The sequence below is a fragment of the Microbacterium alcoholitolerans genome, assembly GCF_050408615.1.
Classification (GTDB): Bacteria; Actinomycetota; Actinomycetes; order Actinomycetales; family Microbacteriaceae; genus Microbacterium.
In genome coordinates this window covers 2,612,016-2,636,659 of sequence record NZ_JBNTKD010000001.1, presented here as the reverse complement: position 1 = coordinate 2,636,659, position 24,644 = coordinate 2,612,016, and the positions used below count along the sequence as shown (strand labels likewise).

At 68.3% G+C, this 24,644-nt stretch carries 28 protein-coding genes; 24 read left to right on the top strand and 4 right to left on the bottom strand.

The window, feature by feature from the left end; translation table 11 throughout:
- Window positions 1-97 precede the first annotated feature (97 nt).
- From ACQUSX_RS12655 to ACQUSX_RS12615, 9 genes are all read left to right on the top strand, one after another.
- Window positions 98-535 (top strand): nitroreductase family deazaflavin-dependent oxidoreductase, encoded by a 438-nt coding sequence (locus tag ACQUSX_RS12655; protein ID WP_428907268.1) that lies wholly within the window; start codon window positions 98-100, stop codon window positions 533-535.
- A gap of 57 nt (window positions 536-592) precedes the next feature.
- Window positions 593-1,969, top strand: a complete 1,377-nt coding sequence (locus ACQUSX_RS12650) for an MFS transporter (protein ID WP_428907267.1) — start codon at window positions 593-595, stop codon at window positions 1,967-1,969.
- Window positions 1,966-2,328, top strand: coding sequence for a hypothetical protein (locus ACQUSX_RS12645; RefSeq protein WP_428907266.1), 363 nt, complete (start codon window positions 1,966-1,968; stop codon window positions 2,326-2,328). Before ACQUSX_RS12650 ends, ACQUSX_RS12645 begins: the two co-directional genes overlap by 4 nt.
- Window positions 2,329-2,338: 10 nt before the next feature.
- Window positions 2,339-3,175: a nitroreductase family protein gene (locus ACQUSX_RS12640; protein WP_428907265.1), complete on the top strand. Its 837-nt coding sequence runs from the start codon at window positions 2,339-2,341 to the stop codon at window positions 3,173-3,175.
- Window positions 3,176-3,185: 10 nt separating this feature from the next.
- Window positions 3,186-4,031, top strand: a complete 846-nt coding sequence (locus tag ACQUSX_RS12635; protein ID WP_428907264.1) for a transposase — start codon at window positions 3,186-3,188, stop codon at window positions 4,029-4,031.
- 156 nt (window positions 4,032-4,187) lie between these two features.
- Window positions 4,188-4,916 carry a hypothetical protein gene (locus ACQUSX_RS12630; protein WP_428907263.1) on the top strand — a complete coding sequence of 243 codons (729 nt, stop codon included), beginning with the start codon at window positions 4,188-4,190 and terminating at the stop codon, window positions 4,914-4,916.
- Window positions 4,894-5,307, top strand: coding sequence for a phage holin family protein (locus ACQUSX_RS12625; protein ID WP_428907262.1), 414 nt, complete (start codon window positions 4,894-4,896; stop codon window positions 5,305-5,307). The genes ACQUSX_RS12630 and ACQUSX_RS12625 overlap by 23 nt, the downstream gene beginning before the upstream one ends.
- Entirely contained in the window at window positions 5,304-5,867 is a 564-nt protein-coding gene (locus ACQUSX_RS12620) for a DUF3618 domain-containing protein (RefSeq protein WP_428907261.1), read from the top strand. The genes ACQUSX_RS12625 and ACQUSX_RS12620 overlap by 4 nt, the downstream gene beginning before the upstream one ends.
- Before the next feature lie 74 nt (window positions 5,868-5,941).
- On the top strand, window positions 5,942-7,027 hold the full coding sequence (locus ACQUSX_RS12615; protein ID WP_428907260.1) for a YihY/virulence factor BrkB family protein: 1,086 nt from the start codon (window positions 5,942-5,944) through the stop codon (window positions 7,025-7,027).
- On the opposite strand, the gene ACQUSX_RS12610 is transcribed toward ACQUSX_RS12615, so the two are convergent.
- Complete coding sequence (locus ACQUSX_RS12610; protein WP_428907259.1) at window positions 6,993-7,700, bottom strand: TetR/AcrR family transcriptional regulator C-terminal domain-containing protein; 708 nt, start codon at window positions 7,698-7,700, stop codon at window positions 6,993-6,995. The genes ACQUSX_RS12615 and ACQUSX_RS12610 overlap by 35 nt on opposite strands.
- A gap of 157 nt (window positions 7,701-7,857) precedes the next feature.
- Here ACQUSX_RS12610 and ACQUSX_RS12605 point away from each other — a divergent pair, with 157 nt between their 5' ends.
- Genes ACQUSX_RS12605 through ACQUSX_RS12595 form a run of 3 tightly spaced genes read left to right on the top strand, consistent with a single transcriptional unit; the run spans window position 7,858 to window position 10,019 of the window.
- The gene (locus tag ACQUSX_RS12605) at window positions 7,858-8,067 is read left to right on the top strand and encodes a hypothetical protein (protein WP_428907258.1); all 210 of its coding nucleotides are present in this window, start codon (window positions 7,858-7,860) and stop codon (window positions 8,065-8,067) included.
- Between the two features lie 3 nt (window positions 8,068-8,070).
- Window positions 8,071-8,547, top strand: coding sequence for an SRPBCC family protein (locus tag ACQUSX_RS12600; protein WP_428907257.1), 477 nt, complete (start codon window positions 8,071-8,073; stop codon window positions 8,545-8,547).
- Entirely contained in the window at window positions 8,544-10,019 is a 1,476-nt protein-coding gene (locus ACQUSX_RS12595) for a phytoene desaturase family protein (RefSeq protein WP_428907256.1), read from the top strand. The genes ACQUSX_RS12600 and ACQUSX_RS12595 overlap by 4 nt, the downstream gene beginning before the upstream one ends.
- 44 nt (window positions 10,020-10,063) lie before the next feature.
- Here ACQUSX_RS12595 and ACQUSX_RS12590 read toward each other — a convergent pair whose 3' ends face one another.
- On the bottom strand, window positions 10,064-10,603 hold the full coding sequence (locus ACQUSX_RS12590; RefSeq protein WP_428907255.1) for a YaeQ family protein: 540 nt from the start codon (window positions 10,601-10,603) through the stop codon (window positions 10,064-10,066).
- A 27-nt stretch (window positions 10,604-10,630) separates the two neighbouring features.
- Between ACQUSX_RS12590 and ACQUSX_RS12585 the strand changes: the two genes are divergently transcribed.
- Window positions 10,631-10,828 (top strand): hypothetical protein, encoded by a 198-nt coding sequence (locus tag ACQUSX_RS12585; protein ID WP_428907254.1) that lies wholly within the window; start codon window positions 10,631-10,633, stop codon window positions 10,826-10,828.
- Window positions 10,829-10,831: 3 nt separating this feature from the next.
- Here the strand turns inward: ACQUSX_RS12585 and ACQUSX_RS12580 are convergent, their stop codons facing one another.
- Window positions 10,832-11,908, bottom strand: coding sequence for a 3-deoxy-7-phosphoheptulonate synthase (locus ACQUSX_RS12580; protein WP_428907253.1), 1,077 nt, complete (start codon window positions 11,906-11,908; stop codon window positions 10,832-10,834).
- Between the two features lie 315 nt (window positions 11,909-12,223).
- Here ACQUSX_RS12580 and ACQUSX_RS12575 point away from each other — a divergent pair, with 315 nt between their 5' ends.
- The 11 genes from ACQUSX_RS12575 to ACQUSX_RS12525 all read left to right on the top strand — a co-directional run bounded on the left by ACQUSX_RS12575 (window position 12,224) and on the right by ACQUSX_RS12525 (window position 23,262).
- The gene (locus ACQUSX_RS12575; protein ID WP_428907252.1) at window positions 12,224-13,993 is read left to right on the top strand and encodes an ABC transporter substrate-binding protein; all 1,770 of its coding nucleotides are present in this window, start codon (window positions 12,224-12,226) and stop codon (window positions 13,991-13,993) included.
- Window positions 13,994-14,061: 68 nt separating this feature from the next.
- Window positions 14,062-15,702 carry an ABC transporter ATP-binding protein gene (locus ACQUSX_RS12570; protein ID WP_428907251.1) on the top strand — a complete coding sequence of 547 codons (1,641 nt, stop codon included), beginning with the start codon at window positions 14,062-14,064 and terminating at the stop codon, window positions 15,700-15,702.
- Entirely contained in the window at window positions 15,699-16,655 is a 957-nt protein-coding gene (locus ACQUSX_RS12565; RefSeq protein WP_428907250.1) for an ABC transporter permease, read from the top strand. Before ACQUSX_RS12570 ends, ACQUSX_RS12565 begins: the two co-directional genes overlap by 4 nt.
- On the top strand, window positions 16,652-17,617 hold the full coding sequence (locus ACQUSX_RS12560) for an ABC transporter permease (protein WP_428907249.1): 966 nt from the start codon (window positions 16,652-16,654) through the stop codon (window positions 17,615-17,617). The genes ACQUSX_RS12565 and ACQUSX_RS12560 overlap by 4 nt, the downstream gene beginning before the upstream one ends.
- A 17-nt stretch (window positions 17,618-17,634) precedes the next feature.
- Window positions 17,635-18,936: an alpha/beta fold hydrolase gene (locus tag ACQUSX_RS12555; protein WP_428907642.1), complete on the top strand. Its 1,302-nt coding sequence runs from the start codon at window positions 17,635-17,637 to the stop codon at window positions 18,934-18,936.
- Window positions 18,933-20,420, top strand: a complete 1,488-nt coding sequence (locus ACQUSX_RS12550) for an aminopeptidase P family protein (protein WP_428907248.1) — start codon at window positions 18,933-18,935, stop codon at window positions 20,418-20,420. Before ACQUSX_RS12555 ends, ACQUSX_RS12550 begins: the two co-directional genes overlap by 4 nt.
- 54 nt (window positions 20,421-20,474) lie before the next feature.
- Entirely contained in the window at window positions 20,475-21,380 is a 906-nt protein-coding gene (locus ACQUSX_RS12545; protein WP_428907247.1) for a dihydrodipicolinate synthase family protein, read from the top strand.
- A 68-nt stretch (window positions 21,381-21,448) separates the two neighbouring features.
- A complete protein-coding gene (locus ACQUSX_RS12540) occupies window positions 21,449-22,123 on the top strand; it encodes a GntR family transcriptional regulator (protein WP_428907246.1) in 675 nt (224 codons plus the stop codon).
- 6 nt (window positions 22,124-22,129) lie between these two features.
- On the top strand, window positions 22,130-22,534 hold the full coding sequence (locus tag ACQUSX_RS12535; protein WP_428907245.1) for an arsenate reductase ArsC: 405 nt from the start codon (window positions 22,130-22,132) through the stop codon (window positions 22,532-22,534).
- Between the two features lie 102 nt (window positions 22,535-22,636).
- Window positions 22,637-22,846 (top strand): hypothetical protein, encoded by a 210-nt coding sequence (locus tag ACQUSX_RS12530; protein ID WP_428907244.1) that lies wholly within the window; start codon window positions 22,637-22,639, stop codon window positions 22,844-22,846.
- Window positions 22,843-23,262: a PRC-barrel domain-containing protein gene (locus tag ACQUSX_RS12525; protein ID WP_428907243.1), complete on the top strand. Its 420-nt coding sequence runs from the start codon at window positions 22,843-22,845 to the stop codon at window positions 23,260-23,262. Before ACQUSX_RS12530 ends, ACQUSX_RS12525 begins: the two co-directional genes overlap by 4 nt.
- 18 nt (window positions 23,263-23,280) lie before the next feature.
- Here the strand turns inward: ACQUSX_RS12525 and ACQUSX_RS12520 are convergent, their stop codons facing one another.
- Window positions 23,281-24,624, bottom strand: coding sequence for a serine/threonine-protein kinase (locus ACQUSX_RS12520; RefSeq protein WP_428907242.1), 1,344 nt, complete (start codon window positions 24,622-24,624; stop codon window positions 23,281-23,283).
- Between the last annotated feature and the right edge of the window lie 20 nt (window positions 24,625-24,644).

Here is a 24,644-nt window from a genome sequence, read left to right as displayed (position 1 = left end):
GCCGATGATCACCTCTCGCCCCGCGAAGGCGCCCTCTGTTGATACAGGACATGGGAACAGCACGTCCCCAGTGTACGGCGCGGGTTAGGCTCGAGTCATGCCATTGCACGGAGAGTATCTGCCCAGCACGTCGGAATGGGCTCGCAAGCAGGCCGAGACCTTCGAGGAGTCACGGGGCGCCGAGGCGAACGAGCTGCAGGGAAAGCCGGTCATCGTGCTGACGACTGTCGGCGCCAAGACCGGAGGACTGCGCAAGACGGCTCTGATGCGCGTCGAGCACGACGGTCGCTACGCCGTGGTCGCCTCGCGCGGCGGTCAGCCGCAGCACCCGGCCTGGTACTGGAACATCATCAAGCACGCGCACGTCGAGCTGCAGGACGGCGCCGAGGTGCGCGACTACATCGCGCGCGAACTCGAGGGCGCGGAGCGCGAGGAGTGGTGGCGGCGCGCCACCGAGGTCTGGCCGCACTACGACGAGTACCAGCAGAAGACCGAGCGCGTGATCCCTGTGTTCCTGCTCGAGCCGATCAGCTGACGGGACGGGCGTCGATCGCGACCCCTCGCCGCTGCGCGCCGGGGTAGTGTTCTTGCCATGCCCGCGTTCGAGCCGATGCAGCGGCTGGTGGTCACCATCGCCATCATCGCCTCGTTCGTCACGTTCCTCGACGGAACGGTCGTCAACGTGGCCCTGCCCGCGATCAGCGAAGACCTCGGCGGCGGCATCACGACACAGCAATGGGTCGTCGACGCGTATCTGATCACGCTGAGCGCGCTGATCCTGCTCGCCGGCTCGCTCTCCGACGCCTACGGCCGCGTGTTCATCATGCGCATCGGCCTGATCGCGTTCGGCATCTCGTCGGTCGCGGTCGCTGCGGCGCTGGATCCGCTGACGCTGATCATCTCTCGCGCCGCACAGGGTGCCGCTGGAGCGCTGCTCGTGCCGAGTTCGCTCGCCCTGATCACCGCGGTGATGCGCGGCGAGGTGCAGGCCAGGGCGATCGGCGTCTGGACCGCATTCACCACCGGAGCGATGGTGGTGGGGCCGCTCATGGGCGGACTGTTCGTCGATTTCCTGTCGTGGCGCTTCGTCTTCCTCATCAATGTCCTCCCGATCGCGATCACGCTCCTGCTGCTCTCACGGCTGCACCTTCCCGAGCATCCGCGTGGTACGAGAGTGGACTGGTTCAGCGGAGCGCTGTGCGCAGTCGGCCTCGGAGCGGTGGTGTTCGCCCTCATCGAGCAGCCGAACCTCGGCTGGTCCTCCCCCGCGATCTGGCTCCCCGCCGTCGTCGGCGCTGCGCTGTTCGCCTGGTTCCTGCTGCGCCAGCGCCGTCCTGTCGCACCGATGATGCCGCTGTCGCTCTTCCGGGTGCGCAACTTCGGCTGGGGCAACATCGCGACGCTGTTCGTGTACGCGGCTCTGGCACTGAACGGCTTCGTGGTCAGCGTGTACCTGCAGCAGGGCGCCGGTCTCAGTGCGACTGCCGCGGGTCTAGCCAGTCTGCCGGTGACGGTGCTGATGATCCTGCTGAGCTCGCGGGTCGGATCGTGGGCGGGCCGGCTCGGACCACGACTGTTCATGACGGTCGGGCCGCTGCTGATGGCGGTCGGGGCGCTGCTGCTGCTCACCGTGGCCGAGGACTTCAGCTACTGGTGGCAGGTGCTGCCGTCGATGATCGTGCTCGGCCTCGGCCTCTCGCTCACCGTCGCCCCGCTGACCTCGACCATCCTGGGCGCGATCGACGAGGGGCACTCCGGCATCGCCTCGGCCGTGAACAACGCGATCTCGCGCGTCGCGGGCCTGATCGTCGTGGCGCTGCTGTCGACCATCGTCGGTGGCGTGCTCGATCTCGACGGCTTCCACAGCGCCGCGCTGGTCACCGCGGTGCTGTTCGCGGTCGGCGGTGTCGTGTCGTGGATCGGCATCCGGCGCAATCCCGTGGAGGCAGCAGAACAGGCACAGCGATGACTCGCAGTCGGCGCGCGGGCCGGCAGCATCGGCATCCAGCCCCACCGACTGCGGCGGTCAGGGCATCCGCCCTCTGCTATGCCGCGAACTGCGCCCTCGGCGCGGCCGTCGCCGCACGGCTGATCGACACGCGACGCATCCGCTGGCTGCACCACGCGCTCTACATCGCGACGACCACCACGACGGCCCTCGCGCTCGTCGCTGAGCTGCGTCATGACCGCCGGGTCGCGGCGGCGCTCTCCCCCGCCCTGATCCCGCTCGCCGTCATCCCCTTCGCGGGGACCCGCACCCGCCGGCATCCGGCCATCGCACTCTGCGCCGCGCCGTTCTTCGCCGCCGCCGTCCTCACCTCTCGTTGACAGGAGCACCATGGAACTTCTCGATGCCATCCGCCGTCGCAAGACGACCAACGGACCGTTCCTGCCAGACCCCGTCTCCGAAGATCACCAGCGGCTGCTGCTCGAGGCCGCAGGCCGAGCACCGTCCCAGCTCAACAGCCAGCCGTGGCGGTTCGTCGTCATCGAGCAGCGCGAGACGATCGAGCGCATCGCCCGCATCTCGGGTGAGAGCATGACCGAGGCGATGTCGAACGGCACGTTCTTCGAGCGGTACAAGCCGTACTTCCGCTTCAGCGAGGCCGAGATGGAGCAGAAGCGCAGCGGGATGCTGTTCGACAAGCTTCCCGCGGTGCTGCGCCCTTTCACGAGTCAGGTGTTCACCCGCCGCGGCCAGAAGCTGATGAACTCGCTCGGAGTGCCGAAGACGCTCGGATCCGAGAATGCCAAGCTCGTCGCCGGATCCCCGCTGCTGCTCGGCGTGATGCTGGATCGCAGCGAGTACCGCCCCGGCGAGCTGTCGTCGTTCTATTCGGTGTTCAGCATGGGCGCGGCGATGGAGAACGTCTGGCTGACCACTGTCGAGCTCGGCATGGGCATCCAGTTCATCTCCTTCCCGATGGAGGTGCCCGGGCGCTGGGACGAGATCGTCGACCTGCTGCATGTTCCGGACGATCTCGAGCTGATGGCCGTGTACCGGCTCGGCTACCTGCCGCCCGCGCAGCGCCGCCCGGCGATCGACTGGTCCAGTTCTCAACGACGGCTGATCTCGCAGTACGTGTTCCGCGAGACCTGCGAGGCGCCGCAGGAGGGGTGGGACGTCCCGTCGGCCACAGAGGATGCGCCGAAGAACGACCGTCAGGACGGGTAGTCTCGCTCGCATGAGCGACGCGGACGACCTCGACGACATCGCGGCCGCGCTGTACTCCGGTCCGCCGGAGGCTTTCATCGCGTCGCGGAACACGCGTGCGAAGGAGGCCGGCGACCGCGGCCTCGCCGAGCGGATCCGCGCCCTGCGAAAGCCGACCGTCGCAGCGTGGGTCGTGAACGTGTTCGCTCGTGAGCGTTCCGGGCGTCTCGGGCAGGCGCTGCAGCTGGCGGCCGAGCTGCGCGATGCCCAGGAGGATCTCGACGCCTCGACGCTGTCGCAGCTCGGCCGGCAGCGGCGTGCGCTGACGAACCAGCTCGCTGCCGAGGCGGCGGCACTCGCCTCATCGCAGGGAGCGCGAGTGACGGATGCCACGCTCGAGGCGGTCCGTCAGACGATCTCCGCGGCGTTCTTCGATCAGGGTGCGGCCTCGGCCGTCGCATCCGGGCGTCTGGTGCACGATCTCGAGCCGACGGGGTCCTTCGACCTCGACGTCGCGGTCGGCGGCGGTCGGCCGAGCTCGCCCGTGGCTGCGGAGCCGGTGACGGATGAGGTCGGAGCGCGGCGCGAGCGGCGGAAAGCCGAGCGCGCGCTTCGCGAGGCCGAGAAGTCGCACGAGCGCGCCGAGCGAGCCCGTCGTCGCGCAGACGAGGAGGCGCAGGAGGCAGACGCTCGCGTCGATCGTCTCGCGACGCGAGTCGCCGAGCTCGAGGATGAGCTCGCGCAGACTCGCGAGGATGCGGCGCAGGCGCAGCAGGATGCCGCATCTGCCTCGAATCGGCGCGAGCGTGCGGTTTCGGAGACGTCGGCCGCGGTGGAGGCCGTCGATGACGCGCGGAGGGCGCTCGACGAGCTCTAGCTGCAGTTCCCCCGCGAGCTCGTGAACACGGGCGCCGCTGCGGGCGCCCGACTTACACCGTAAGCCTGGTGAGTGCAAGGGGCCTTGCCGGTGGGCATCCGGGGTCTAGACATGGTGCACCGATCCGATCGAATCGGTCCGCGAAAAGGAGCACTCATGTCGGAAAATCTTGAGACGCCCAGCCCGAGCGGGTCGGGCACACCACCGCACGGTTCTTCGGGAAAGGTCGAGGAGGCGGGGCACGAGGCCGCCGATCTGAAGGACAGCGCCGCGAGCCAGGCGAAGGATGTCCTCGACACGGCCAAGCACGAAGCGGCCGGCGTCGTCGGTGAAGCGAAGATGCAGGCGAAGGATCTCTACGCGCAGACTCAGCGCGAGCTGAAGGAGCAGGCCGGCACGCAGCAGCAGCGCCTCGCAGCGGGGCTCCGCTCGGTCGGCGATGAACTCGGCTCCATGGCATCCAACTCCGATGGCAACGGCATCGCGAGCGATCTGGTGCAGCAGGTCTCGGGTCGCGTGTCGGCCGCGGCGAACTGGCTCGGTGAGCGCGATCCGGGTTCGGTCCTGAACGAGGTCAAGCGCTACGCCCGCCGCAAGCCGGGGACGTTCATCCTGGCCGCGGCCATCGGCGGGATCGTCGTGGGCCGGCTCACCCGCGCGCTCGCCTCGGCGGGGTCCGATGAGAAGCAGGCATCCGCACCATCCGTGCCGCCACCCGTGGCGCCGCCCACGCAGGTGGTGCCGGACCCCTCCATGCCGGTGCCGGTCTCCACCCCCACCGCCACCGGCACGACGGCGGAGACCCCTCTGCACACGCAGACCCGCTCGACGAGGGCGGGCGCTCTCGGGGAGGAGGACGGCTATGACCGACCCGACACCCTCTGAGGCGAAGGCCGCATCCTCGTCGCTCGGCGAACTGCTCGGCGAGGTGTCGCGTGACATCTCCACCCTCATGCGACAGGAGGTCGCTCTCGCCAAGGCCGAGCTGAAGGAGGCCGCGACGAAGTCCGCCAAGGGCGCGGGACTGATGGGGGCTGCCGGGTACAGCGCCCTGATGGCGGTGTTCTTCCTGTCCCTCGGCCTGTGGTGGGCGCTCGGCACCCTGATGGGCGGTGGCTGGGCGGGAGTGGTCGTCGCAGTCATCTGGGCGGTCATCGCGCTGGTCCTCTTCATGATCGGACGCGGTCAGTTGAAGCAGGTGGAAGGTGCTCCGCAGACAGCGGAGACCCTGAAGGAGATCCCGGAAACGCTGAAAAGAAATGAGGAGAACCGATGAGCGATTCACCCGATGAGATCCGGGCCGACATCGAGCGGACCCGCGACGACCTCGGCATGGATGTCGACGCGCTGGCCGACAAGGTGTCGCCGTCGAAGATCGTCGACCGGCAGATGGGCAAGGTGCGAGGAGCATTCAGCGCGGTGCGAGAGCGCGTCATGGGCGCGGCCGACGATGCCGGCTCGTCATTGTCGGAGGCAGGCTCGCACGTCGGCGAGATGAAGGACCGTGCCGTGGCGAAGGCCGAAGGCAACCCCCTCGCCGTCGGGCTGATCGCCTTCGGCGCCGGCCTTGTTCTCGCGTCATTGATCCCCGCCTCTTCGAAGGAGAAGGAGATCGCGTCGACGGTCAAGGACGAGGCCCAGCCCCTGATCGACGAAGCCGCCGATGTCGCGAAGGACATCGGCGAACACCTCAAGGAGCCGTTGCAGCAGTCCGTCGAGTCCGTGAAGGCATCGGCGCAGGACTCGGTGGCGGCCGTCAAGGATGAAGCGCAGACCGCGGCCGGTGAGGTCAAGGACCAGGCACGGGATGCTCGCGACAACCTGACCAGCAGCTGACCGGCAGCCGATCAGAATCCGACACGGGCGGGTCCACCGGAGGGTGGGCCCGCCCGACTCACGAAGGAAGCGTCATGACCCCCAGCGACCACAGGATCGACCGCGATGCGCCCGCCGCCGACGACAGCATCAAGCCCGATTCCCCCAACGACCTGCACAAGCGGTCGTGGAAGTACGTGCTCCGGAAGACGATCCGCGAGTTCTCCTCGGACCAGTGCATCGACATCGCGGCGGCCCTGACCTACTTCGCCGTGCTGTCGATCTTCCCCGGCATCATCGCGGTGTTCTCACTCCTCGGCGTGTTCGGGCAGAGTGAGGCGGCGAGCAGAGCCGTGCTCGATGTCGTGAGCGAGGTCGCCCCGGGCGACACCGCGGACACCATACGCGGACCGGTGGAGCAGGTGGCGAACTCTCCTGGTGCCGGCTTCGCCCTGATCGCAGGAATCGTCCTGGCCGTCTGGTCGGCGTCGGGCTACGTGGGGGCCTTCAGCCGCGCGATGAACCGGATCTACGAGATCGAGGAGGGGCGCCCCTTCTGGAAGCTGAAGCCCGTTCAGCTGCTGGTCACCGTCGTCACCATCGTGCTGTTCGTGATCGGCGCCGTCATCCTCGTCGTCTCCGGCCCCGTGACGGATGCCATCGGCGATGTGCTCGGGCTCGGCGACGTTCCCAAGACCATCTGGTCGATCCTCAAATGGCCCGTTCTCGCCTTCGTCGTGATCCTGGCGGTGGCGATCCTGTACTACGCCACTCCGAACGCGAAGCAGCCGAAGTTCCGATGGATCAGCATCGGCGCCTTCCTCGCCATCGTGATCCTGGCCATCGCGACTCTCGGATTCGGCTTCTACGTCGCGAACTTCTCCAACTACGACCGCACGTACGGCTCCCTCGCCGGGATCGTGGTCTTCCTGCTCTGGCTGTGGATCGCCAATCTCGCCCTGCTGTTCGGTGCCGAGTTCGATGCCGAGCTCGAGCGCGGTCGCCAACTGCAGGCGGGCATCGCCGCTGAGGAGGACATCCAGCTCCCTCCGCGCGACACCCGCAGAAGCGAGAAGGCCGCCGGCCAGGAGCGGAAGGACGAGGAGGAGGGTCGCCGACTCCGCCTGCAGGCGGAAGACGATCCCGCTACCGGCTCAGCTCGCTCTCGAGACGATCGATGAGAGCCTCGAGCGATATCTCGAACTCCTCTTCGCTGTGGTCTTCGCTCAGCAGCCCGCGCAGACGCAGCACCTGTGGTGCGCGCTCGAGACCGATGGTCCCGTCGCGCTCGGGCAGGTCCGCACCTCCCTCGTCCAACGGCTCGGTCGCGGAGCCGGTCTCCGCCCCGCGGGAAGCGGACTCGAGAAGCAGCTGACCGAGCAGGAAGCTGCTGAACGACCGATACGTCCCCACCGCCTGGTCGTCGGTGAAGCCACGGTCGATCAGCGCGGACAGGAACGCATCGACGAGCTCGACGCTGCGAAGCGGCGGACGCAGCCATGGCGCTGCAGGATGCCGTGAAGCGACCAGAGGAAAGGCGCGCGGATGCTCGACGGCGATCCGCCTCACGTGATGTGCGACCGCCTGCAGGAAACCCTGCCAGTGCTCGCTCGCCTCCTGGTCGAGAACCGCGGTCAGGTCGCCCATGAGGCGAGCGATGATGCCTTCCAGGAGATCCTCCCGGCCGTGGACGTACCGGTAGAGCGACATCGCCTCGACGCCCAGCTGCTGCGCGAGCGACCTCATCGAGAGCGCCTCGATGCCGACCATGTCGATCTGCGCGAGGGCTGTCTCGATGATCAGCTCTCGGCTGAGACGCCGGGCGCCCGAGCCGGATGACGGGAAGACGGCCACGTGCCGATCATATCCGGCGCGGTGATCATACCCGCGACGAACCCGGGCGTCACCGCCCTTCCGCATGCCGGTCGGATCGGGTGTGCTCGGATGTGACAGGCGGCGACGGGATCTTGAGCCCGTCGCTCGCACACCATCAGGCAGGCAAGGAGCAGAGATGACCGAGAAGCGACCAGACCGCGACCGCGACGAGCAGGGTCGCGATCGCAGCGAAGACCCGGCGTCGGAGAGCGATTCGGAGGGCACGACCAAGGCGGACGGCCTCGGCGAAGATGGCACCATCCCCAGTGACCCCGACGGCGTCGCAGCCGGGCACACCGGCACCGCATCGACGTTCGAGCCCGAAGAGGACGAACTCGCGGAGTGACCCATGGCCCGGAATGTCAGGACGCTGCATTGCACACCCCAGGATGTGTTCGAGGTGCTGGGGGACGGATGGCTGTATCCGTCATGGGTGGTCGGGGCGTCGCGCATGCGCGACGTCGACTCCGGCTGGCCGCTGCCGGCATCCGAACTGCATCACTCCTTCGGCGTGTGGCCGATGCTCATCAACGACAAAACCGTCGTCGAGCGCTGCGACCCTCCGCGCAGCATCACGCTGCGGGCGCGGGGATGGCCGGTCGGCGAGGCGCGCGTCACGATCGAGATCCGGCCGAGGGGTGAGGATTCGCTGGTGCGCATCCAGGAGGAGCCCACCGCGGGACCGGCCAGATTCGTCCCGCGGCCCGTCATGAACGCCGTCATGCGCTGGCGAAACGCCGAGACGCTGCACCGGCTCGCCTACCTGTCCGAGGGCAGGGCCGCTGCTCGATCCGGGCGAGAGGCATCGGAGGAGCCGACATCGTGATCGACCGGCGCCGCGGCGGCGAGGACCTCGACGTCGTCGTGGTCGGAGCAGGGCCCAACGGTCTCGCGGCCGCGGTGACCCTCGCCCGCGCGGGGCTTCGCGTGCGAGTGTACGAACGCGAAGCCCGCCCAGGCGGTGGCGTGGCCACGCGTGAGCTGACTCTGCCGGGCTATCACCATGACGTCTGCTCGGCCGTGCATCCGATGGCCTTCGAATCGCGGTTCTTCCGTGATTTCGGCCTGCAGGATCGGGTGGAATTCGTCACTCCGGAGGTGTCGTTCGGGCACCCGCTGGACGGCGGCCGGGCAGGTATCGCGTATCGCGACCTCGGCCGCACGCGCGACGCGCTGGGTGTCGACGGCCCGGCATACGAGCGACTCCTGCGCCCGCTGGTCGAGCGGGCGACGCAGGTCGCCGACTTCACCGGCTCATCGCTGCTGCGCATCCCGCGGCACCTGCGCACAGCCGTCGTCTTCGGACTGCGCTCGCTCGAGCAGGGCACTCCGGCGTGGGACATGCGCTTCCGCGAGGGTGCCGCACCGGCGATGCTCACGGGCGTCGCAGCGCACACCATACTGAGGCAGCCGAGCATCGCCGGTGCCGGCGCGGGTCTCGCCCTCACCACTTACGCCCACGCGCGCGGCTGGCCGATCCCGGTCGGCGGCAGCCAGGCGATCGCCGACGCGATGGTCGACGATCTTCGAAGCCACGGCGGCGAACTCGTCGTCGGCCACGACGTCGAGACGCTGACCGAACTGCCATCCGCATGGGCGATTCTCCTCGACGTCACACCGAAGGCCCTCCTGCGCATGGCGGCCGACGGCATGCCCGACCGCTACCGCCGGGCGCTGCAGCGGTTCCGCTACGGTGACGGCGTCGCCAAGGTCGACTTCGCACTGAGCGAGCCGGTGCCCTGGACGAACTCCGAGCTCCGGCGCGCCGGGACGCTGCACATCGGAGGCACTCGGGCCGAGGTGGCGGACGCCGAGAACCAGGTGCACCGTGGACGCCTCCCCGAGCGCCCGTACGTGCTCGTCTCGCAGCCGTCGCTGTTCGACCCGACCCGCGCTCCCGCCGGCAGGCACACGCTGTGGGCGTACACGCATGTGCCGGCCGGCAGCTCGGAAGACCGCGCAGAAGCGGTGGTCCGCCAGATCGAGCGGTTCGCGCCCGGGTTCCGGGACACGATCCTCGCGACGAGCTCTCGGAGCGCGCGGGAACTCGAACAGCACAACCCCAACTACCCGGGCGGAGACATCGCCGCCGGCGCGCCGAACCTGTGGCAGCTGCTGCGCAGGCCGGTGCTCAGCCCCGACCCGTGGCGCACGCCGATCCCGGGCGTCTACCTCGCCTCCGCCTCGACCGCCCCGGGACCGGGCGTGACCGGGATGCCGGGGTGGCTGGCCGCTTTGAGCGCGCTCCGGCATGAATTCGGCATGCGCGAGCTGCCCGACCTGTCGCCGTCTCCCTGACCCCTGCGACGCCCTCGGAGGGCGGGCCGGTGCTCCTGCCGACGTTACTGGATCGGCTGCTGGTGCACGGCCGAGCTGAGGTTCGTCCCGTTCAGCTCGAGGTACAGCTGCCCCTCGGTCACCGACAGGGTCATGGTGTTGCGCCGGTCGAGCGCGGCGGCCGCGTCGTCGATGAAGCCCGGGTCGAAGCTGTGCAGCACGATGGCGTCCGCATTGTGGATGGTCTTGCCCGCCCACTGCAGCACCACCCGCGCAGGGTCGCGCTGCGTGTAGATGGTCGTGCGGTCGGCGAGCTTGCTGCCGTAGTGCAGGCGGGTGGCATCCGGTGCACCCACCTCGATCCACGCGGTGACGCGGCCGGTGAGGTCGCGCACGAGCACCGCGGGCTCATCGGTGGCGGCGACGCCCTCGGTGAAGACGATGCCCTCCTCGTATTCGAGGCAGTACGCCAGCATGCGGGTGAGCATGTAGACGTCGGTCTCGGACGGATGCCGCGCGACGCGCAGCCTGAGATCCTCATACACGCCGCGGTCGACATCGGCCAGCTGCACCTCGAACGTGTGGATCATCGCGCCTGTCGCCATAGCGATCGAGCTTACGCGGTGGCGGGGATGCCGTCGGCGCGTCGGCCCGGCATAGAAGCTGCTCCACCGACCGGGTTCCCGAAGATCGAGCTGATCGAAGAGACGCCGCCGGGGCTGGCGCTTGTCGGCTCAGAGGAGCTCGAAACCCTCGGCGATGCGCTGGGCAGATCCGACATCCCCGTGCGCGTCGAGATCTCCGGCGCTGTGATCCCGATCAGCGGGTGACGATCATTCCCGCCGCGCCCGGACGGCTGCCGCGAGCTGATCCAGAGCGGTTGCCGTGGCATCCCATCCCATGCAGGCGTCGGTGACGCTCTGCCCGCGCACGAGTCCGGCAGGCCCGGTCTCGACGTCGAGGCGCTGCGCGCCGGCGACGAGGTTGCTCTCGAGCATCACCCCGGCGATCGCGTCATCAATCGAGATCTGCGCGGCGAGCTCGGCCGCCACCTCCGCCTGACGAAGGTGATCCTTGCCGCTGTTCGCGTGACTGGCGTCCACGATCACGCGCGCCGTCAGCGCGGCCGCGGCCAGACGCTCGGATGCCCGACGCACGTGCTCGGAGCAATAGTTCGGGCCGTCCGCGCCGCCGCGCAGGATCACCGAGGTGTCGGGGTTGCCGGTGGTGCTGACCAGGCTGGCGCGCCCATCGGCGCCGATGCCGAGGAACGCCTGAGGTGCGGATGCCGCGGCCGCCGCATCCAGAGCGACCTGCAGTCCGCCGTCAGTGCCGTTCTTGAATCCGATGGGCATCGACAGGCCGGATGCGAGCTGACGGTGGATCTGGCTCTCGGTCGTGCGGGCGCCGATCGCGCCCCACGTGACCAGGTCGGCGGTGTACTGCGGGCTGATCGGCTCGAGGAACTCAGTGCCGCACGGCAGCCCCAGCGCGGTGACGTCACGCAGGAAGCCCCGCGCCAGACGCAGGCCGGACTCGATGTCGTGACTGCCGTCCAGGTGCGGATCGTTGATGAGACCCTTCCAGCCGACGGTCGTGCGCGGCTTCTCGAAGTAGGCGCGCATCACGATCAGCAGGTCGTCGCGGTGACGGTCCGCCTCGCGCACCAGCCGTCCCGCGTATTCCATGCCGGCATCGACGTCGTGAATCGAGCAGGGACCGGCGATCACGAGGAGCCGGTCGTCGCGCCCGTCCATGATCGCGCGCACCTCATCGCGTGTGCGGGCGACGAGCGCGCCGCGCTCGGCGCCGAGTGGCAGCGCCTCGGCGACGGATGCCGGTGAGGGAAGCGCTGTGAAGCCGGTGACGTGCAGGTCGTTGGTGGTGTCGACTGTGTGAGTGCTTGGCATGGGTCCTGTCCTGTTCGTGAGATTCACGACGGACCCGGATGCAGAGCCCGCCGAAACGGCGAAAGCCAGAGCAATTGCTCTGGCTTGTCGGCTCTGAAGGTGTCGGTGCGCGCTACATCGGCGCCGGCCCCTCCAGAGCCGACTCGAAATACGCATACCAACGGGTGTTCATGGAGCTACCGTACCGCATCTCCAGGCACCTTCTGTTCGATATCTGACATGTGCTATGTTACTGGCGAGCCGGTGCCACAGCTGCGGCTCTGCGCCCGCCGACGGCGCGGCGATCACCCGAATCAAGGCCTCAAGGATGACCCTATGACTCGCAAGATGAAAGCTCTGCTCGTCCCGTTGGCGGCGGCGTCCGCGCTCGCCATGGTGCTCAGCGGCTGCTCGACCACGGACGGCGGCCCGACCGGCGGCGAAGGGGAGCCGCAGACCGGCGGCACTCTCAAGGTGCTTTCGAATGGCGACGTCGATCACCTGGACCCGCAGCTGATCGCCTACGTCCCCTCCAACAGCGTCACGCGCACGATCTCCCGATCGATCCTCAGCTACGAAGCATCGAACGACGCCGATGAGCGCTCGAAGCTCGTCGGCGACCTCGCCACCGAGGTGCCCAGCCCGGAGAACGACGGACTCAGCTACACGATCACTCTGCGCGACGGCGCATCGTGGGATGCGCCCGACGGCGCACGCGACATCGTCTCGGCGGACGTGGAGCGCGGCATCAAGCGCATCTGCAACCCGTACATCGGCGCCGCCCTGGGCGGATACTTCATCTCGCTCATCGACGGCATGGCGGAGTTCTGCGAGGGCTTCGCGTCGGTCTCCCCCGAGATCGAGCCGATGAAGGAGTACATCGAGTCCAACGACATCCCCGGCGTCGAGACGCCCGATGACAAGACCGTGATCTTCCACCTCGTCGAGCCGGCATCCGACTTCACGAGCATGCTGAGCCTCGCCACGGCCAACCCGGCGCCGATCGAAGTCCTCGACTACATCCCCGACTCCCCCGAGTACCGCAACAACTTCGTCGCGTCGGGCCCCTACACCGTCGCCGAGCACAAGCCCGACGTGAAGATGACGCTCGAGCGCAACCCCTCGTGGGATGCGGATAGCGACCCGCTGCGCAAGGCGTACGTCGACTCGATCGAGATGACGATGGGCATCGAGGTGGATGCCGCGATGCAGCAGGTGCAGGCAGGATCGGCCGACATGCTGTTCGACCTCCAGCCGAGCCCGGCGAACATCCAGCAGCTGACCAGCGTCAATGACAAGAAGTTCTCGACTCTCGAGAACGGCGGCATCGATCAGTTCCTGTGGTTCAACACCAAGACCGACAACAACGGCGGCGCTCTTCAGCAGCTCGAGGTGCGCCAGGCCCTGCAGTACGCGATCGACAAGGCCGCCGTGGTGCAGGTCATGGGCGGCACCGACATCGCCTCGGTGACGAACGGCCTGTTCGGGCCCGGGATCAACGGCTACGAGGAGTACTCGCCCTACGGCGAGGGTGACGGCAAGGCCGACCCGGAGAAGGCCAAGGAGCTGCTCGCAGCCGCCGGCGTGGAGAACCTCACCCTGAAGTTCCCGTACCGCAACCTCGGCTCGCAGCCGGACATCGCGCAGACCGTGCAGGCGAGCCTCGAGGCCGCCGGCATCACCGTCGAGCTGTTCCCGGTTCCGCCGACGGACTACTACGCGAACTTCATGACCAACCCGGAGAACACCGCCGGCGGGGAGTGGGACATCGCGCTGGTCGGCTGGTCGCCGGACTGGGTCGGCGGCGCCGCACGCAGTGTCTTCCAGCCGCAGTTCAGCTTCGACGGCGTCCCGCAGGCGTACAACTACGTCGACTACAACAACGACGAGGCGAACGCCCTGGCAGCGCAGGCCCTCGCCGCCGGCTCCCCCGAGGAGGCAGGCGAGCTGTGGCACCAGGTGGATGAGACCGTGATGAAGGACTCCCCCATCGTCAGCATCGCAGCCAAGAAGAAGGCGAACTACCACTCCGAGCGCGTGCAGAACTTCTCCATCTACGCGCTCGCGCAGAACGGCGACTGGGCCAACGTGTGGCTGAGCAAGTGAACGCACGCTGACGAAGCTGCTGCGGCACCGGAGCGGTGCCGCAGCAGCCTCACCTGAGGAGGGATCGCATGTCGATTCTCGAAGTATCCGGTCTGCGCGTCGACATCCCGACCGAGAACGGCACCGTGCACGCGGTCAAGGACGTCTCCTTCGATGTGAAAGAGGGTGAGTTCTTCGGCATCGTCGGCGAATCCGGTTCGGGCAAGTCCGTGCTGGTGCAGTCGGTCATGGGGCTCATCCCGAACGCGCGCACCACAGGTTCCGTCCGATTCCAGGGCGAGGATCTGCTCTCGCTCAGCGCCGAGCGCCTGCGACGCAAGCGCGGCAAGGACATCAGCATGATCTTCCAGGATCCGCTGTCGAGTCTGCACCCGCAGTACACCGTCGGCTGGCAGATCGTCGAGCAGATCCGCGCGCATGAGAACGTCTCCACGCAGGCAGCGAAGGCTCGAGCCATCCAGCTGCTCGAGAAGGTGCACATCGCCGACGCCTCGTCGCGGTTCGACGCCTATCCGCATCAGTTCTCCGGCGGCATGAGACAGCGCGTGATGATCGCGATGAGCCTGTCGCTCGATCCGGCGCTGATCATCGCCGATGAGCCGACCACAGCACTCGACTCGACAGTCCAGGCGCAGATCCTGCAGCTGCTCGGTGAGATGAAGGAGGACTTCGGCGCGACGGTCCTCATGATCAGCCATGACCTGAGCGTCATGGCCAGCGTCGCCGACCGGGTGATGGTGATGTACCGGGGCGAGCAGGTCGAACTGGGCAAGAGCACCGAGGTGCTCACCCGTCCGCAGGATCCCTACACCGTCTCGCTCATCGAGTCGTCGTCGTTCACGCAGAGTGCACGCCAGAGCCCCGTCGAGCCGGTCGCCGAGGAGACGTCCGCACCCATCGCCGAGGTCTCAGGCGTCAGCCTGTCGTTCACGCAGCGACGCGGCGTCAAGCGCAAGGTCCTCGACGGCATCGACCTCGAGGTCCGGCGCGGCGAGACGCTCGGCCTCGTCGGCGAGAGCGGATGCGGCAAGACGACTCTCGCGCGGACCATCGCCGGTCTGGTGCAGCCCTCGGAGGGCACCGTGCGCTTCGACGGCATGGATCTCTCGCAGGTCAAACGCGCACAATGGCGCCGGATGCGACAGCGCGTCCAGGTGGTCTTCCAGGACCCGTTCTCCTCTCTCAACCCCAAGCGCCGTGTCGGATCGATCATCGAGGACCCGCTTCGCGTGCACGGCATCGGCAGTGCCAGGGAGCGGCAGCGCCGCGTACTGGAGCTTCTCGAGCTGGTCGGCCTCGACCCCGATCACTACAATCGCTTCCCCTCGCAGTTCTCCGGTGGCCAGCGTCAGCGCATCGGCATCGCCAGGGCCATCGCGCTGAACCCGGACCTGGTCATCCTCGACGAGCCGGTCTCGGCCCTCGACGTCACCGTGCAGGCACAGGTGCTGCAGCTGCTCGACGACCTGCAGCGCGACCTGGGCCTGACGTACCTGTTCATCTCGCACGACCTCGCCGTGGTGAGGCACATGTGCGATCGCATCGCCGTGATGGAGAACGGTCGCATCATCGAACTCGACGACGCGGACACGATCTACAACTCGCCGCGAGAGCCCTTCACGAGGCGTCTGCTGGCCGCATCGTTCCTGGAGACTCTGGCCGGCGAGACTCCCGACCTCGAGCTCGCCGCGCAGGAGGTGACGCCGTGAACGTCTTCTCCAAAGAGACGATGACGCTGCTGCCCTCGCGCGGCGCCGAGAAGGCCGCCGCGGCGCCGAAGAGCTCATGGCACCTCACCATGAGGCGACTGCTCCGGGATCCGGCGAGTGTGGCATCCGCCATCCTGATCGTCCTCATCATCCTGTTCGCCGTCTGCGCGCCGCTCATCGCTCAGTGGACCGGCCACGGACCGACCCAGCAGTTCCGCGAGACCGGCCTCTCGCCTTCGGGCATGCCGGTCGCGCCGAACGCAGAGTTCCTGCTCGGCACCGACCAGCTCGGCCGCGACGTGCTGGTGCGCCTGGCATACGGCGCACAGGTGTCGCTGCTGGTCGGGGTCGTCGCCTCGCTCGCAGCCGCAACGATCGGCATCCTGATCGGAATGACCGCCGGCTTCGCCGGCGGCATCGTCGACACCGTGCTCAGCCGCCTGATCGACCTGGTGATGAGCGTGCCGTTCCTCCTCGTGGCCATCGCGACGGTCTCGGTGCTCGGACCGAGCCTGCAGCTGTCCATCTGGGTGATCGTGTTCTTCAGCTGGGCAGGTCTCGCCCGCGTCATCCGCGGGCAGGTGCTCGCGCTGCGGGAGCGCGAGTTCATCGAGACGGCCCGATCGATCGGCCAGTCCGGTGTCGTGACGATGTTCCGTGACGTCCTGCCGAACCTGGTCGTGCCGATCGTCGTCTACACGACGCTGATGATCCCCGCCGCGATCGTGTTCGAGGCGACGCTCTCGTTCCTCGGACTCGGCATCGTGCCGCCGACGCCCAGCTGGGGCAACATGCTGGCGGATGCGGCGAACGGATCGATGTACATGGTGGCGCCGTGGATGGTGCTCGTGCCCGGACTCGCGCTGCTGGCGCTGACGCTCACGTTCAACCTGCTGGGCGACGGGCTCCGCGACGCCCTCGATCCGTCCTCGACGAAGGGAGCCAGGGCATGATCCGCTACCTGCTGTCACGTGTCGGCTTCGGACTGCTCGTGCTGTTCCTGCTCAGCGTGTTCGTCTTCGTGCTGTTCTACGTGACGCCGTCCGACCCGGCGCGCATCATCGCCGGCGACAAGGCCACCGAAGAGCTGATGGCGCAGATCAGGGTGAATCTCGGTCTCGACAAGCCGATCTGGGAGCAGTACATCATCTTCCTCGGTGGGCTGCTGCAGGGCGATCTCGGCTACTCGTACCGTTCGAACCTGCCGGTCGCCGACCTCGTGCTCGCGCGCATCCCGGCGACGATGTCGCTGGTGTTCGGTGCGGTCGTGGTGTGGCTGGCCATCGGCATTCCGATCGGGCTGGCATCGGCCAAGCGCCCCGGGAGCGTGCGCGACCGGCTCGGACAGGGCTTCGCACTGGTGGGCATCAGCTTCCCCACCTTCGTGCTCGGCATGCTGGCGCTGTACCTGCTGTACTTCCTGCCGACCCGGTTCGGAGTGATCCTCTTCCCGCCGTCGGGCTACGTTCCGCTCACCCAGGATCCGCTGCAGTGGGCGTGGCACCTCGCGCTCCCGTGGCTGACGCTGGCCATGGTGACTGCCGCAGTCTACGCACGCCTCACCCGCGGGCAGATGCTGGACGTCCTCGGCGAGGACTACGTGCGGACGGCGCGGGCCAAGGGACTGACGGAGCGTCGCGTGATCTACGTGCACGCGTTCCGCAGCGCGATGCCGCCGCTGGTCACTCAGCTGGGCATCGACATCGGACTCATGCTCGGCGGCGTGATCGTGATCGAGCAGGTGTTCGGGCTGCAGGGCGTCGGCGCGCTCGCCATCACCAGCGTGTCGATGCAGGATCGCCCCGTGATCATCGCGATCGTGCTGCTCGGCGGGCTGTTCGTGGCGCTGTCGAACCTGATCGTCGACCTGTTCTACGCGCTGCTCGACTCGCGAGTGCGCACGAGGGCGAAGTGAAAGGCAGTCGCACGCACATGAGCGCGGAGTACTTGATCGGCAGGGACATCGTCGCCCGGGACGTCTGGACCACGGTTCCGCTGGACTGGAGCGATCCCGAAGGCGAGACGATCGAGCTGTTCGCCCGCGAGTTCGTCGCCGCGGAGCGCCGCAGCGACGATCTGCCGCTGCTGCTCCACCTGCAGGGCGGCCCGGGCGGCAAGGGCGTGCGTCCGCTCGGACGCGACGCATGGGTGGACGCCGCGCTCTCGCGATTCCGGCTCATCGTTCCGGACCAGCGCGGAACCGGCCGCTCGACCCCGCTGGCCGGCGCGCAGTTCGCGACGCTGCCGGCCGATGAGGCGGCGCGTCGGCTCTCGCTGCATCGCGCGGACTCGATCGTGCGCGACTTCGAGGCGCTTCGCGCCGCGCACTATGAAGGTCGGCAGTGGTGGACGATCGGTCAGAGCTACGGCGGCTTCCTGACCCTGCACTACCTCTCCACCGCGCCGGATGCCATCGTCGCCTCCGCCGTCGCCGGCGGCCTGCCCTCCATCGCACCCGACGCCGCCGAGGTGTACCGGCGCACCTTTCCCCGCGTCGCGGAGAAGAATCGCCGGTTCCGCGAGCGCGCACCGCACCTCGCGGAGCGCATCGGGAAGGTCGCGGACCTGCTGCAGAGCGAGCAGGTGCTGCTGGCCGATGGCGACCGCCTCACGGTGCGGCGCCTGCAGACCCTCGGGCTCGACTTCGGCATGGGACCCGGCTTCGAGCGGGTGCACTGGCTGTTCGACGAGGCCTTCGCCGACCGGGCGGAGACGCGGCTGAGTGACACGTTCCTCGCCACCGTCGGATCCGCGACGGCCTTCGCCGCCAACCCGCTGTTCATCGCCCTGCAGGAGAGCATCTACGGCCCGGGACCGACCGGCTGGGCCGCGCAGCGCGAGCGCGACCGGCATCCGGGGTTCGACGAGTCCGCCCGTCCGCTGCAGCTCACCGGCGAGATGGTGTTCCCGTGGATGTTCGACGAGATCCGCGCGCTGCGCGGGTTCCGCGCCGGCGTCGAGGCGCTCGCGACGCGCGAGTGGCCGATCGACCTGTACGACAGCGCACGCCTGGCATCCAACGTCGTTCCCGTCGAGGCGGTCGTGTACTTCGACGACATGTACGTCGACGCGGGGCTGTCCCTGGAGACGGCGCGCAGTGTCGGCGGGGTGAACGCCTGGGTCACCAACGAGCACGAGCACGACGGCATCGCTCGGGACGGGGTCGCAGAGCGCCTGTTCACCGCGCTGGAGCATCGCCTCGGCGGCACAGCGAAGGAAAGAGCATTGTCATGACGAGCAGCCACACCCACTCGCCCCGCTACGACGACACCGTGCACGTCGTGGACTGGGAGGGCAGCATCCCGAACGCGCGCGCGAGTGCGAATGATCCGCGGATGCCGTCGCTGGCGCAGGCCCCCGGCTTCTCGGAGTGGATGCGCACAGGATGGGGCGACGCCGATCGCGCGCCTCGTGTCGAGCCCGGCGCGGCGGACGCCGCCCGCCACCATCGGGAGCGACTGTCAGCCGCTCTTCCCGGTCGGATGCTCGTGGTGCTGGCAGGGCGGGCGCACGCCCGGCTGAACGATTCGTTCTTCGACTTCCGCGCGCACAGCGACTTCCTGTGGCTGACCGGATTCGCCGTCGAGGACGGCGTGCTCGTCATGACGCCGACCTCCGGCGGCCATGACGCCACGCTCTACATCACCCCGCCGGCGCGGCCGGGGGCAGCGGCGTTCCACGCTGACGCCGCTCATGGCGAGCTTTGGGTCGGCCCGCAGCCGGGTGTTGCCGAACTGGCATCCGCTCTCGATCTGCGCGTGCGTCCGATCGATGAGTTCGACGCTCCGGACGATGCGCTGATCGCCGGCCACTCCGTCGTCGGCAGAGGGCCCGGCGCGCGACTGGGTGGGCGCGCGCGGTCGGTGCTGCTCGCGCGCACGCTCGCCGAGCTGCGGATCGAGAAGGATGCCTGGGAGCTGACCGAGCTGCGATCAGCCGTTCAGCACACCGTCGACGGCTTCGCCGCGGTGCGCAGAGAGATTCCGCGAGCTGTGGAGTTCGGCGGCGAGCGCTGGCTGCAGGGCACGTTCGATCGGCACGCGCGCACCGTGGGGCAGGCGCCGGGTTACGCGTCGATCGTCGGGTCGGGCTCGAACGCGCCCATCCTGCACTGGGTGCGCGCGGAGAGCCCTGTCGATCCGGATGCCCTGCTGCTGCTCGACATGGGAGTGGAGAACCGCAGCGGATACACCGCTGATGTCACACGCACGATTCCAGCGAGCGGGCGCTTCAGCACCGCGCAGCGCGAGGTGCACGATCTCGTCGAGCGATCGCACCGTGCGGGTCTTGACGCGGTCGCCCCTGGGCGGGACTGGCGCGATTTCCACACCGCGTGCATGGAGGTGCTCGCGAACGGGCTGTCGGATTGGGGCATGCTGCCGGTCTCGGTCGATGAGGCGCTGTCGGCCGAGGGCCAGCACCACCGCCGGTACATCGTCTGCGGTGTCGGTCATCATCTCGGCCTGGACGTGCACGACTGCGGTGCGTCCTCTTACGACCAGTACTTCGAGGCGAAGATGCGGCCGGGCATGGCGCTGACCGTCGAGCCGGGTCTGTACTTCCACGCCTGGGATGAGACGGTTCCGCCGGAGCTGCGGGGCATCGGGGTGCGGATCGAGGACGATGTGGTCGTGACGGACGACGGCCACGAGGTGCTCAGTTCTGAGCTGCCGATCGATGCCGCCGGCGTGGAACGGTGGATGACTTCGGTCATGTAGTATGTTACATGTTATGCACGGCGCTCATGCCGCATCAGCTGGAAAGGAACAAGGATGTCTCAGAAGGCTCCCTGGCACGGCGTGATCGTCGCGTCCGCCCTCCCGTTCAAGGAGGATCTCTCGGTGGACTACGACCGGTTCGCCGATCATGTCCGCTTCCTCGCAGACAACGGATGCGACGGCATCGCCCCCAACGGCTCGCTCGGCGAGTACCAGACCCTCAGCGAGCAGGAGCGCGCGCAGGTCATCAAGACCGCCGTGGATGCCGCACCCGAGGGCTTCTCGGTCATGGCCGGCGTCGGCGCGTACGGCGCGCTGCAGTCAGCGCACTGGGCCGAGCAGGCCGCTGAAGCCGGCGCGGACTGCGTCATGCTGCTGCCGCCGAACACCTACCGTGCGAACCGCGAGCAGGTGAAGCACCACTACGCCACCGTCGCCGAGGTCGGCCTGCCCATCGTCGGGTACAACAACCCGATCGACACCAAGGTCGACCTCGTCCCCGACCTCATCGCCGAGATCCACGCCGACGGACACATGGTCGGCGTCAAGGAGTTCACCGGCGATCCGCGCCGCATCTACGAGATCAAGGAGCTCGCGCCGTCGATCGACATCCTCATCGGCACCGATGACAGCGTGCTCGAGGTCGGCATCGCCGGCGCTGTCGGCTGGGTCGCCGGCTACCCCAACGCGATCCCGAAGGCGACCGTCGAGCTGTTCCGTCTCTCGACCTCTGGCGACGTGCGCGACCTCGAGCGGGCGAAGGTCATCTACCGCGACCTGCACAAGCTGCTGCGCTGGGACACCAAGACCGAGTTCGTCGAGTCGATCAAGCTCTCGATGGACGTGCTGGGTCTGTACGGCGGCCCGAGCCGCCCGCCGCGTCTGGCGCTGCCGAAGGATGTCGCCGACACCATCATCGCCGACACGAAGGAAGCTGCGGCGAAGGGCTACGGCGCCTGAGCGGGTGCTAGTTTCGTAGGCAGTGCCATACCAAATGGCACTGCCTACACTTCTCCGATCGGCAGCACATGAACTCTTCCGTCGTCACCCCGCTTCAGCCCGTGCTGAATCTGCGCGAACGCGTGGAGGTCGCGCTCGAAGCCGCGATCCGCTCCGGCGAGATGGCCCCCGGCGAACTGTTCTCCGCGCCCGCGCTCGCGGCGCGGTTCAACGTCTCGGCGACACCGGTGCGCGAAGCCATGCTGAACCTCGAGAAGCTCGGCTTCGTCGAGGCCGTGCGCAACAAGGGATTCCGCGTGACGACCATCCGTGACGAGGACGTCACGAACATCGTCGCCGTGCGCCGGCTGCTCGAGCCGGCGCTGATGCGCCAGCTCGCCGGCGACATCCCGGCCGACGCGTACTCCGACCTGCGGGCGACGGCGGATGCCATCGTCGAGGGCGCCGCGAAAGGTGACCTGACGACCTACCTGGAAGCCGACCGCGCCTTCCACGAGGCCGTCAACGCGCACAGCGACAACCCCCGGCTGACCAGCCTCATCTCACAGCTTCGCAAAGAGACCCGCCTGCCTGGGCTCGCGAGCATGCTGGCCACCGAAGAGCTGTCGAAATCGGCCGCCGAACACCACGAGCTGCTGGATCTGCTCGAATCCGGCGACGCCGAGAAGGCCGAAGCCGTGATGCACCGCCACATCGGCCACGTCATCGGCTGGTGGGCCGGGCGCGACGAGAGCGGATCCTGAACTCACGTGACTGGTCAGAGACCCTCCGTGCTCTTCGTCTGCGTGCACAACGCGGGGCGATCCCAGATGGCCGCCGGCTTCCTGCGTCATCTCGCGGGCGACCGCATCGAAGTGCGGTCGGCGGGCTCGATGCCGGCGGATCAGATCAATCCCGTCGCCGTCACCGCGATGCGCGAGGCGGGCGTCGACATCACCGCCGAAGCACCCAAGATCCTCACCACCGACGCTGTGAAGGCCTCGGATGTCGTCATCACGATGGGCTGCGGCGACGCCTGCCCGATCTTCCCCGGCAAGCGCTACGAGGACTGGGCGCTCGAGGATCCGGCCGGCCAGGACATCGACTCGGTGCGTCCGATCCGAGATGAGATCCGGGCGCGGATCGAGACGCTGGTGGCCGACCTGCTCGACTGAACCTGGCACCGTTCGATAGCCGTTCGCTCGCGGAGTGTCAACGGGGACCACAGCACGATGGCTTGCTGAGACCCTGATGCCAGACAGAAAGGAGCCGGAGTCATGGGCGAGAACGAGCACAGCGACGACGACGCCACAACGCCGGGCGAGTACGCGGAGGACGTCGAGGAGCCGAGCACCGAGAAGGAGCCCGGCGAAGAGCCGAAAGCCCCGGAGAAGCACGATCCGGACCCGGATCACCAGGCGGTGGGCATCGGGGTCGTCGGCGGACCGCAGACAGACCTGGAAGACACTGGGAGGGAAGCACCATGAACGCACAGGACCCAGGAACGCTGGTCAAGCTCAGCGAAAGCGCCGAGCGCATCAGCACTACCGATGAGGACATCCGCGGACGGCGCGTGCTCGACCGCGACGGCGAGGAGTTCGGCACGATCAAGGATCTGCTCATCGACGAAGACGAGAGCAGGGTGAGGCTCGTCGAGGTCGCCTCGGGCGGGTTCCTCGGCATCGGACAGGAGAAGGTGTTCGTGCCCGTCGACGCGATCACCTCGATCACCGATGACGAGGTGCGCATCGACCAGACCCGTGAGCACGTCTCGGGCGCCCCCGTGTACGACCCGGAGCTCGTCATCGAACGGGAGAATTACGGCGGCATTCTCGACTATTACGGGGTCGGGCCGTTCTGGGTGCCGGGGTACCAGTACCCGAACTATCCGTACTACCGCTGACCGCGGCGCAGCGCGCGCCTACCCGCCGTCGCCATTGCCTCTGGGGGGCCGATCGCTGCCGGAGCCGTTGCCGGAGTTGTTCCCCGGGCCCTTGTTCGGGTTGGGCGCGTTGTTCTGGTTCTGGACGCTCGCCGGCTCCTGCGGGCTCTGGGCATCGGTTCCGGCAGTCGTCGCGTCGACGGACTCGTCGGGCTCGACAGCGTCATCGGATGCCACCTCACTGGCATCCGGCTGCGGAGAATCCTGCACCGGACTCGGAGAATCCTGCACGAACGTCACAAGGCGCGTCGCCGGCGGTGAGGCAAGGGAAGCCGACCACGAGATGACCGCAGCGGACACCGCGATGACGCCCGCCGCGGCGACAGCCGCGTAGCGCAGCCCGCGGCGCCCTCCGGGGCTCGCGACTGAAGACGTCGGGTATTCGCGCGTCGCCGGAGGCGCCGCGGCGCCCGGCTCTTCCGCCGATCCTCCCAGCAGAAGCGGCAACGGCAGCGCCGGCGCTGTGTCCGTTCGGCCGGACGCGTCTCCCATGAGCGCGGCCGCCGCTTCGGCGACTTGGTCGGCGGAGGGACGCGCGCTCGGCTCCGCGCGAGTCATCCAGGTGAGCAGCTCTCGCCATTCCTCATCGATCGACTCAGGAATGGCAGGCTCGTTGGTGAGCCTGCTCAGGGCCGTCTGGATTCCGTTGCAGATGGGGAACGCAGGCTCCCCCGCGAGCGATTCGATGAGCACGAGCCCGAGTGAGTAGATATCCACGGCCGGCGTGAGCTCCTCGGCCCGCACCTGCTCAGGCGCCATGTATGCGGCGGTGCCGATGATGATTCCCGGTGACGTCGAGCGCGCATCCTCGACCTCGTGCGCGATGCCGAAGTCGGTGAGCTTCGCGGTCCAGCGCCGCCCGGCCTGAAGCGGTGGCGCGAGCAGCACATTGGACGGCTTGACGTCACGATGGACGACCCCGGCGGCGTGCACGACCTGAAGGGCTCTGGCGACATCGTGAGCGAGCGCCGCCGCCTCTTCCCGGGAGAGCACGCCCTTGTCGAGGCGCGCCGCCAGAGTCGGGCCGTCGACGTACTCCATGGCCAGGTAGCGCGGGTGCCCGGGGTCCAGGCGAGCGTCGTAGAGGGTGACCAGCGACGGATGGTTCAACCCGGCGAGCACGCCCACTTCGCGGTGCGCGCGCTCGGTGTCCGACGGTGTCTCGTCGGCGCCCTGTCGCAGAAGCTTGACGGCGACCGTGCGCCCGAGAGATCTGTCCTCCGCCCGGTAGACGACGGCTGTTCCGCCGCGTCCGATGCAGGGGCCGAGATGGTATCGGCCGTCGAGCAGGGCCTCGGTGGGATGCTCCCCGATCGTGCTCATCGATCGCTCCTTGACCGCGC

Coding starts and splice junctions, on each gene's coding strand:
- ACQUSX_RS12655 (WP_428907268.1), top strand. CDS start 98: ATGCCATTGCACGGAGAGTATCTGCCCAGCACGTCGGAATGGGCTCGC.
- ACQUSX_RS12650 (WP_428907267.1), top strand. CDS start 593: ATGCCCGCGTTCGAGCCGATGCAGCGGCTGGTGGTCACCATCGCCATC.
- ACQUSX_RS12645 (WP_428907266.1), top strand. CDS start 1,966: ATGACTCGCAGTCGGCGCGCGGGCCGGCAGCATCGGCATCCAGCCCCA.
- ACQUSX_RS12640 (WP_428907265.1), top strand. CDS start 2,339: ATGGAACTTCTCGATGCCATCCGCCGTCGCAAGACGACCAACGGACCG.
- ACQUSX_RS12635 (WP_428907264.1), top strand. CDS start 3,186: ATGAGCGACGCGGACGACCTCGACGACATCGCGGCCGCGCTGTACTCC.
- ACQUSX_RS12630 (WP_428907263.1), top strand. CDS start 4,188: ATGTCGGAAAATCTTGAGACGCCCAGCCCGAGCGGGTCGGGCACACCA.
- ACQUSX_RS12625 (WP_428907262.1), top strand. CDS start 4,894: ATGACCGACCCGACACCCTCTGAGGCGAAGGCCGCATCCTCGTCGCTC.
- ACQUSX_RS12620 (WP_428907261.1), top strand. CDS start 5,304: ATGAGCGATTCACCCGATGAGATCCGGGCCGACATCGAGCGGACCCGC.
- ACQUSX_RS12615 (WP_428907260.1), top strand. CDS start 5,942: ATGACCCCCAGCGACCACAGGATCGACCGCGATGCGCCCGCCGCCGAC.
- ACQUSX_RS12605 (WP_428907258.1), top strand. CDS start 7,858: ATGACCGAGAAGCGACCAGACCGCGACCGCGACGAGCAGGGTCGCGAT.
- ACQUSX_RS12600 (WP_428907257.1), top strand. CDS start 8,071: ATGGCCCGGAATGTCAGGACGCTGCATTGCACACCCCAGGATGTGTTC.
- ACQUSX_RS12590 (WP_428907255.1), bottom strand. CDS start 10,603: ATGGCGACAGGCGCGATGATCCACACGTTCGAGGTGCAGCTGGCCGAT.
- ACQUSX_RS12585 (WP_428907254.1), top strand. CDS start 10,631: ATGCCGTCGGCGCGTCGGCCCGGCATAGAAGCTGCTCCACCGACCGGG.
- ACQUSX_RS12580 (WP_428907253.1), bottom strand. CDS start 11,908: ATGCCAAGCACTCACACAGTCGACACCACCAACGACCTGCACGTCACC.
- ACQUSX_RS12575 (WP_428907252.1), top strand. CDS start 12,224: ATGACTCGCAAGATGAAAGCTCTGCTCGTCCCGTTGGCGGCGGCGTCC.
- ACQUSX_RS12570 (WP_428907251.1), top strand. CDS start 14,062: ATGTCGATTCTCGAAGTATCCGGTCTGCGCGTCGACATCCCGACCGAG.
- ACQUSX_RS12560 (WP_428907249.1), top strand. CDS start 16,652: ATGATCCGCTACCTGCTGTCACGTGTCGGCTTCGGACTGCTCGTGCTG.
- ACQUSX_RS12555 (WP_428907642.1), top strand. CDS start 17,635: ATGAGCGCGGAGTACTTGATCGGCAGGGACATCGTCGCCCGGGACGTC.
- ACQUSX_RS12550 (WP_428907248.1), top strand. CDS start 18,933: ATGACGAGCAGCCACACCCACTCGCCCCGCTACGACGACACCGTGCAC.
- ACQUSX_RS12545 (WP_428907247.1), top strand. CDS start 20,475: ATGTCTCAGAAGGCTCCCTGGCACGGCGTGATCGTCGCGTCCGCCCTC.
- ACQUSX_RS12540 (WP_428907246.1), top strand. CDS start 21,449: ATGAACTCTTCCGTCGTCACCCCGCTTCAGCCCGTGCTGAATCTGCGC.
- ACQUSX_RS12530 (WP_428907244.1), top strand. CDS start 22,637: ATGGGCGAGAACGAGCACAGCGACGACGACGCCACAACGCCGGGCGAG.
- ACQUSX_RS12525 (WP_428907243.1), top strand. CDS start 22,843: ATGAACGCACAGGACCCAGGAACGCTGGTCAAGCTCAGCGAAAGCGCC.
- ACQUSX_RS12520 (WP_428907242.1), bottom strand. CDS start 24,624: ATGAGCACGATCGGGGAGCATCCCACCGAGGCCCTGCTCGACGGCCGA.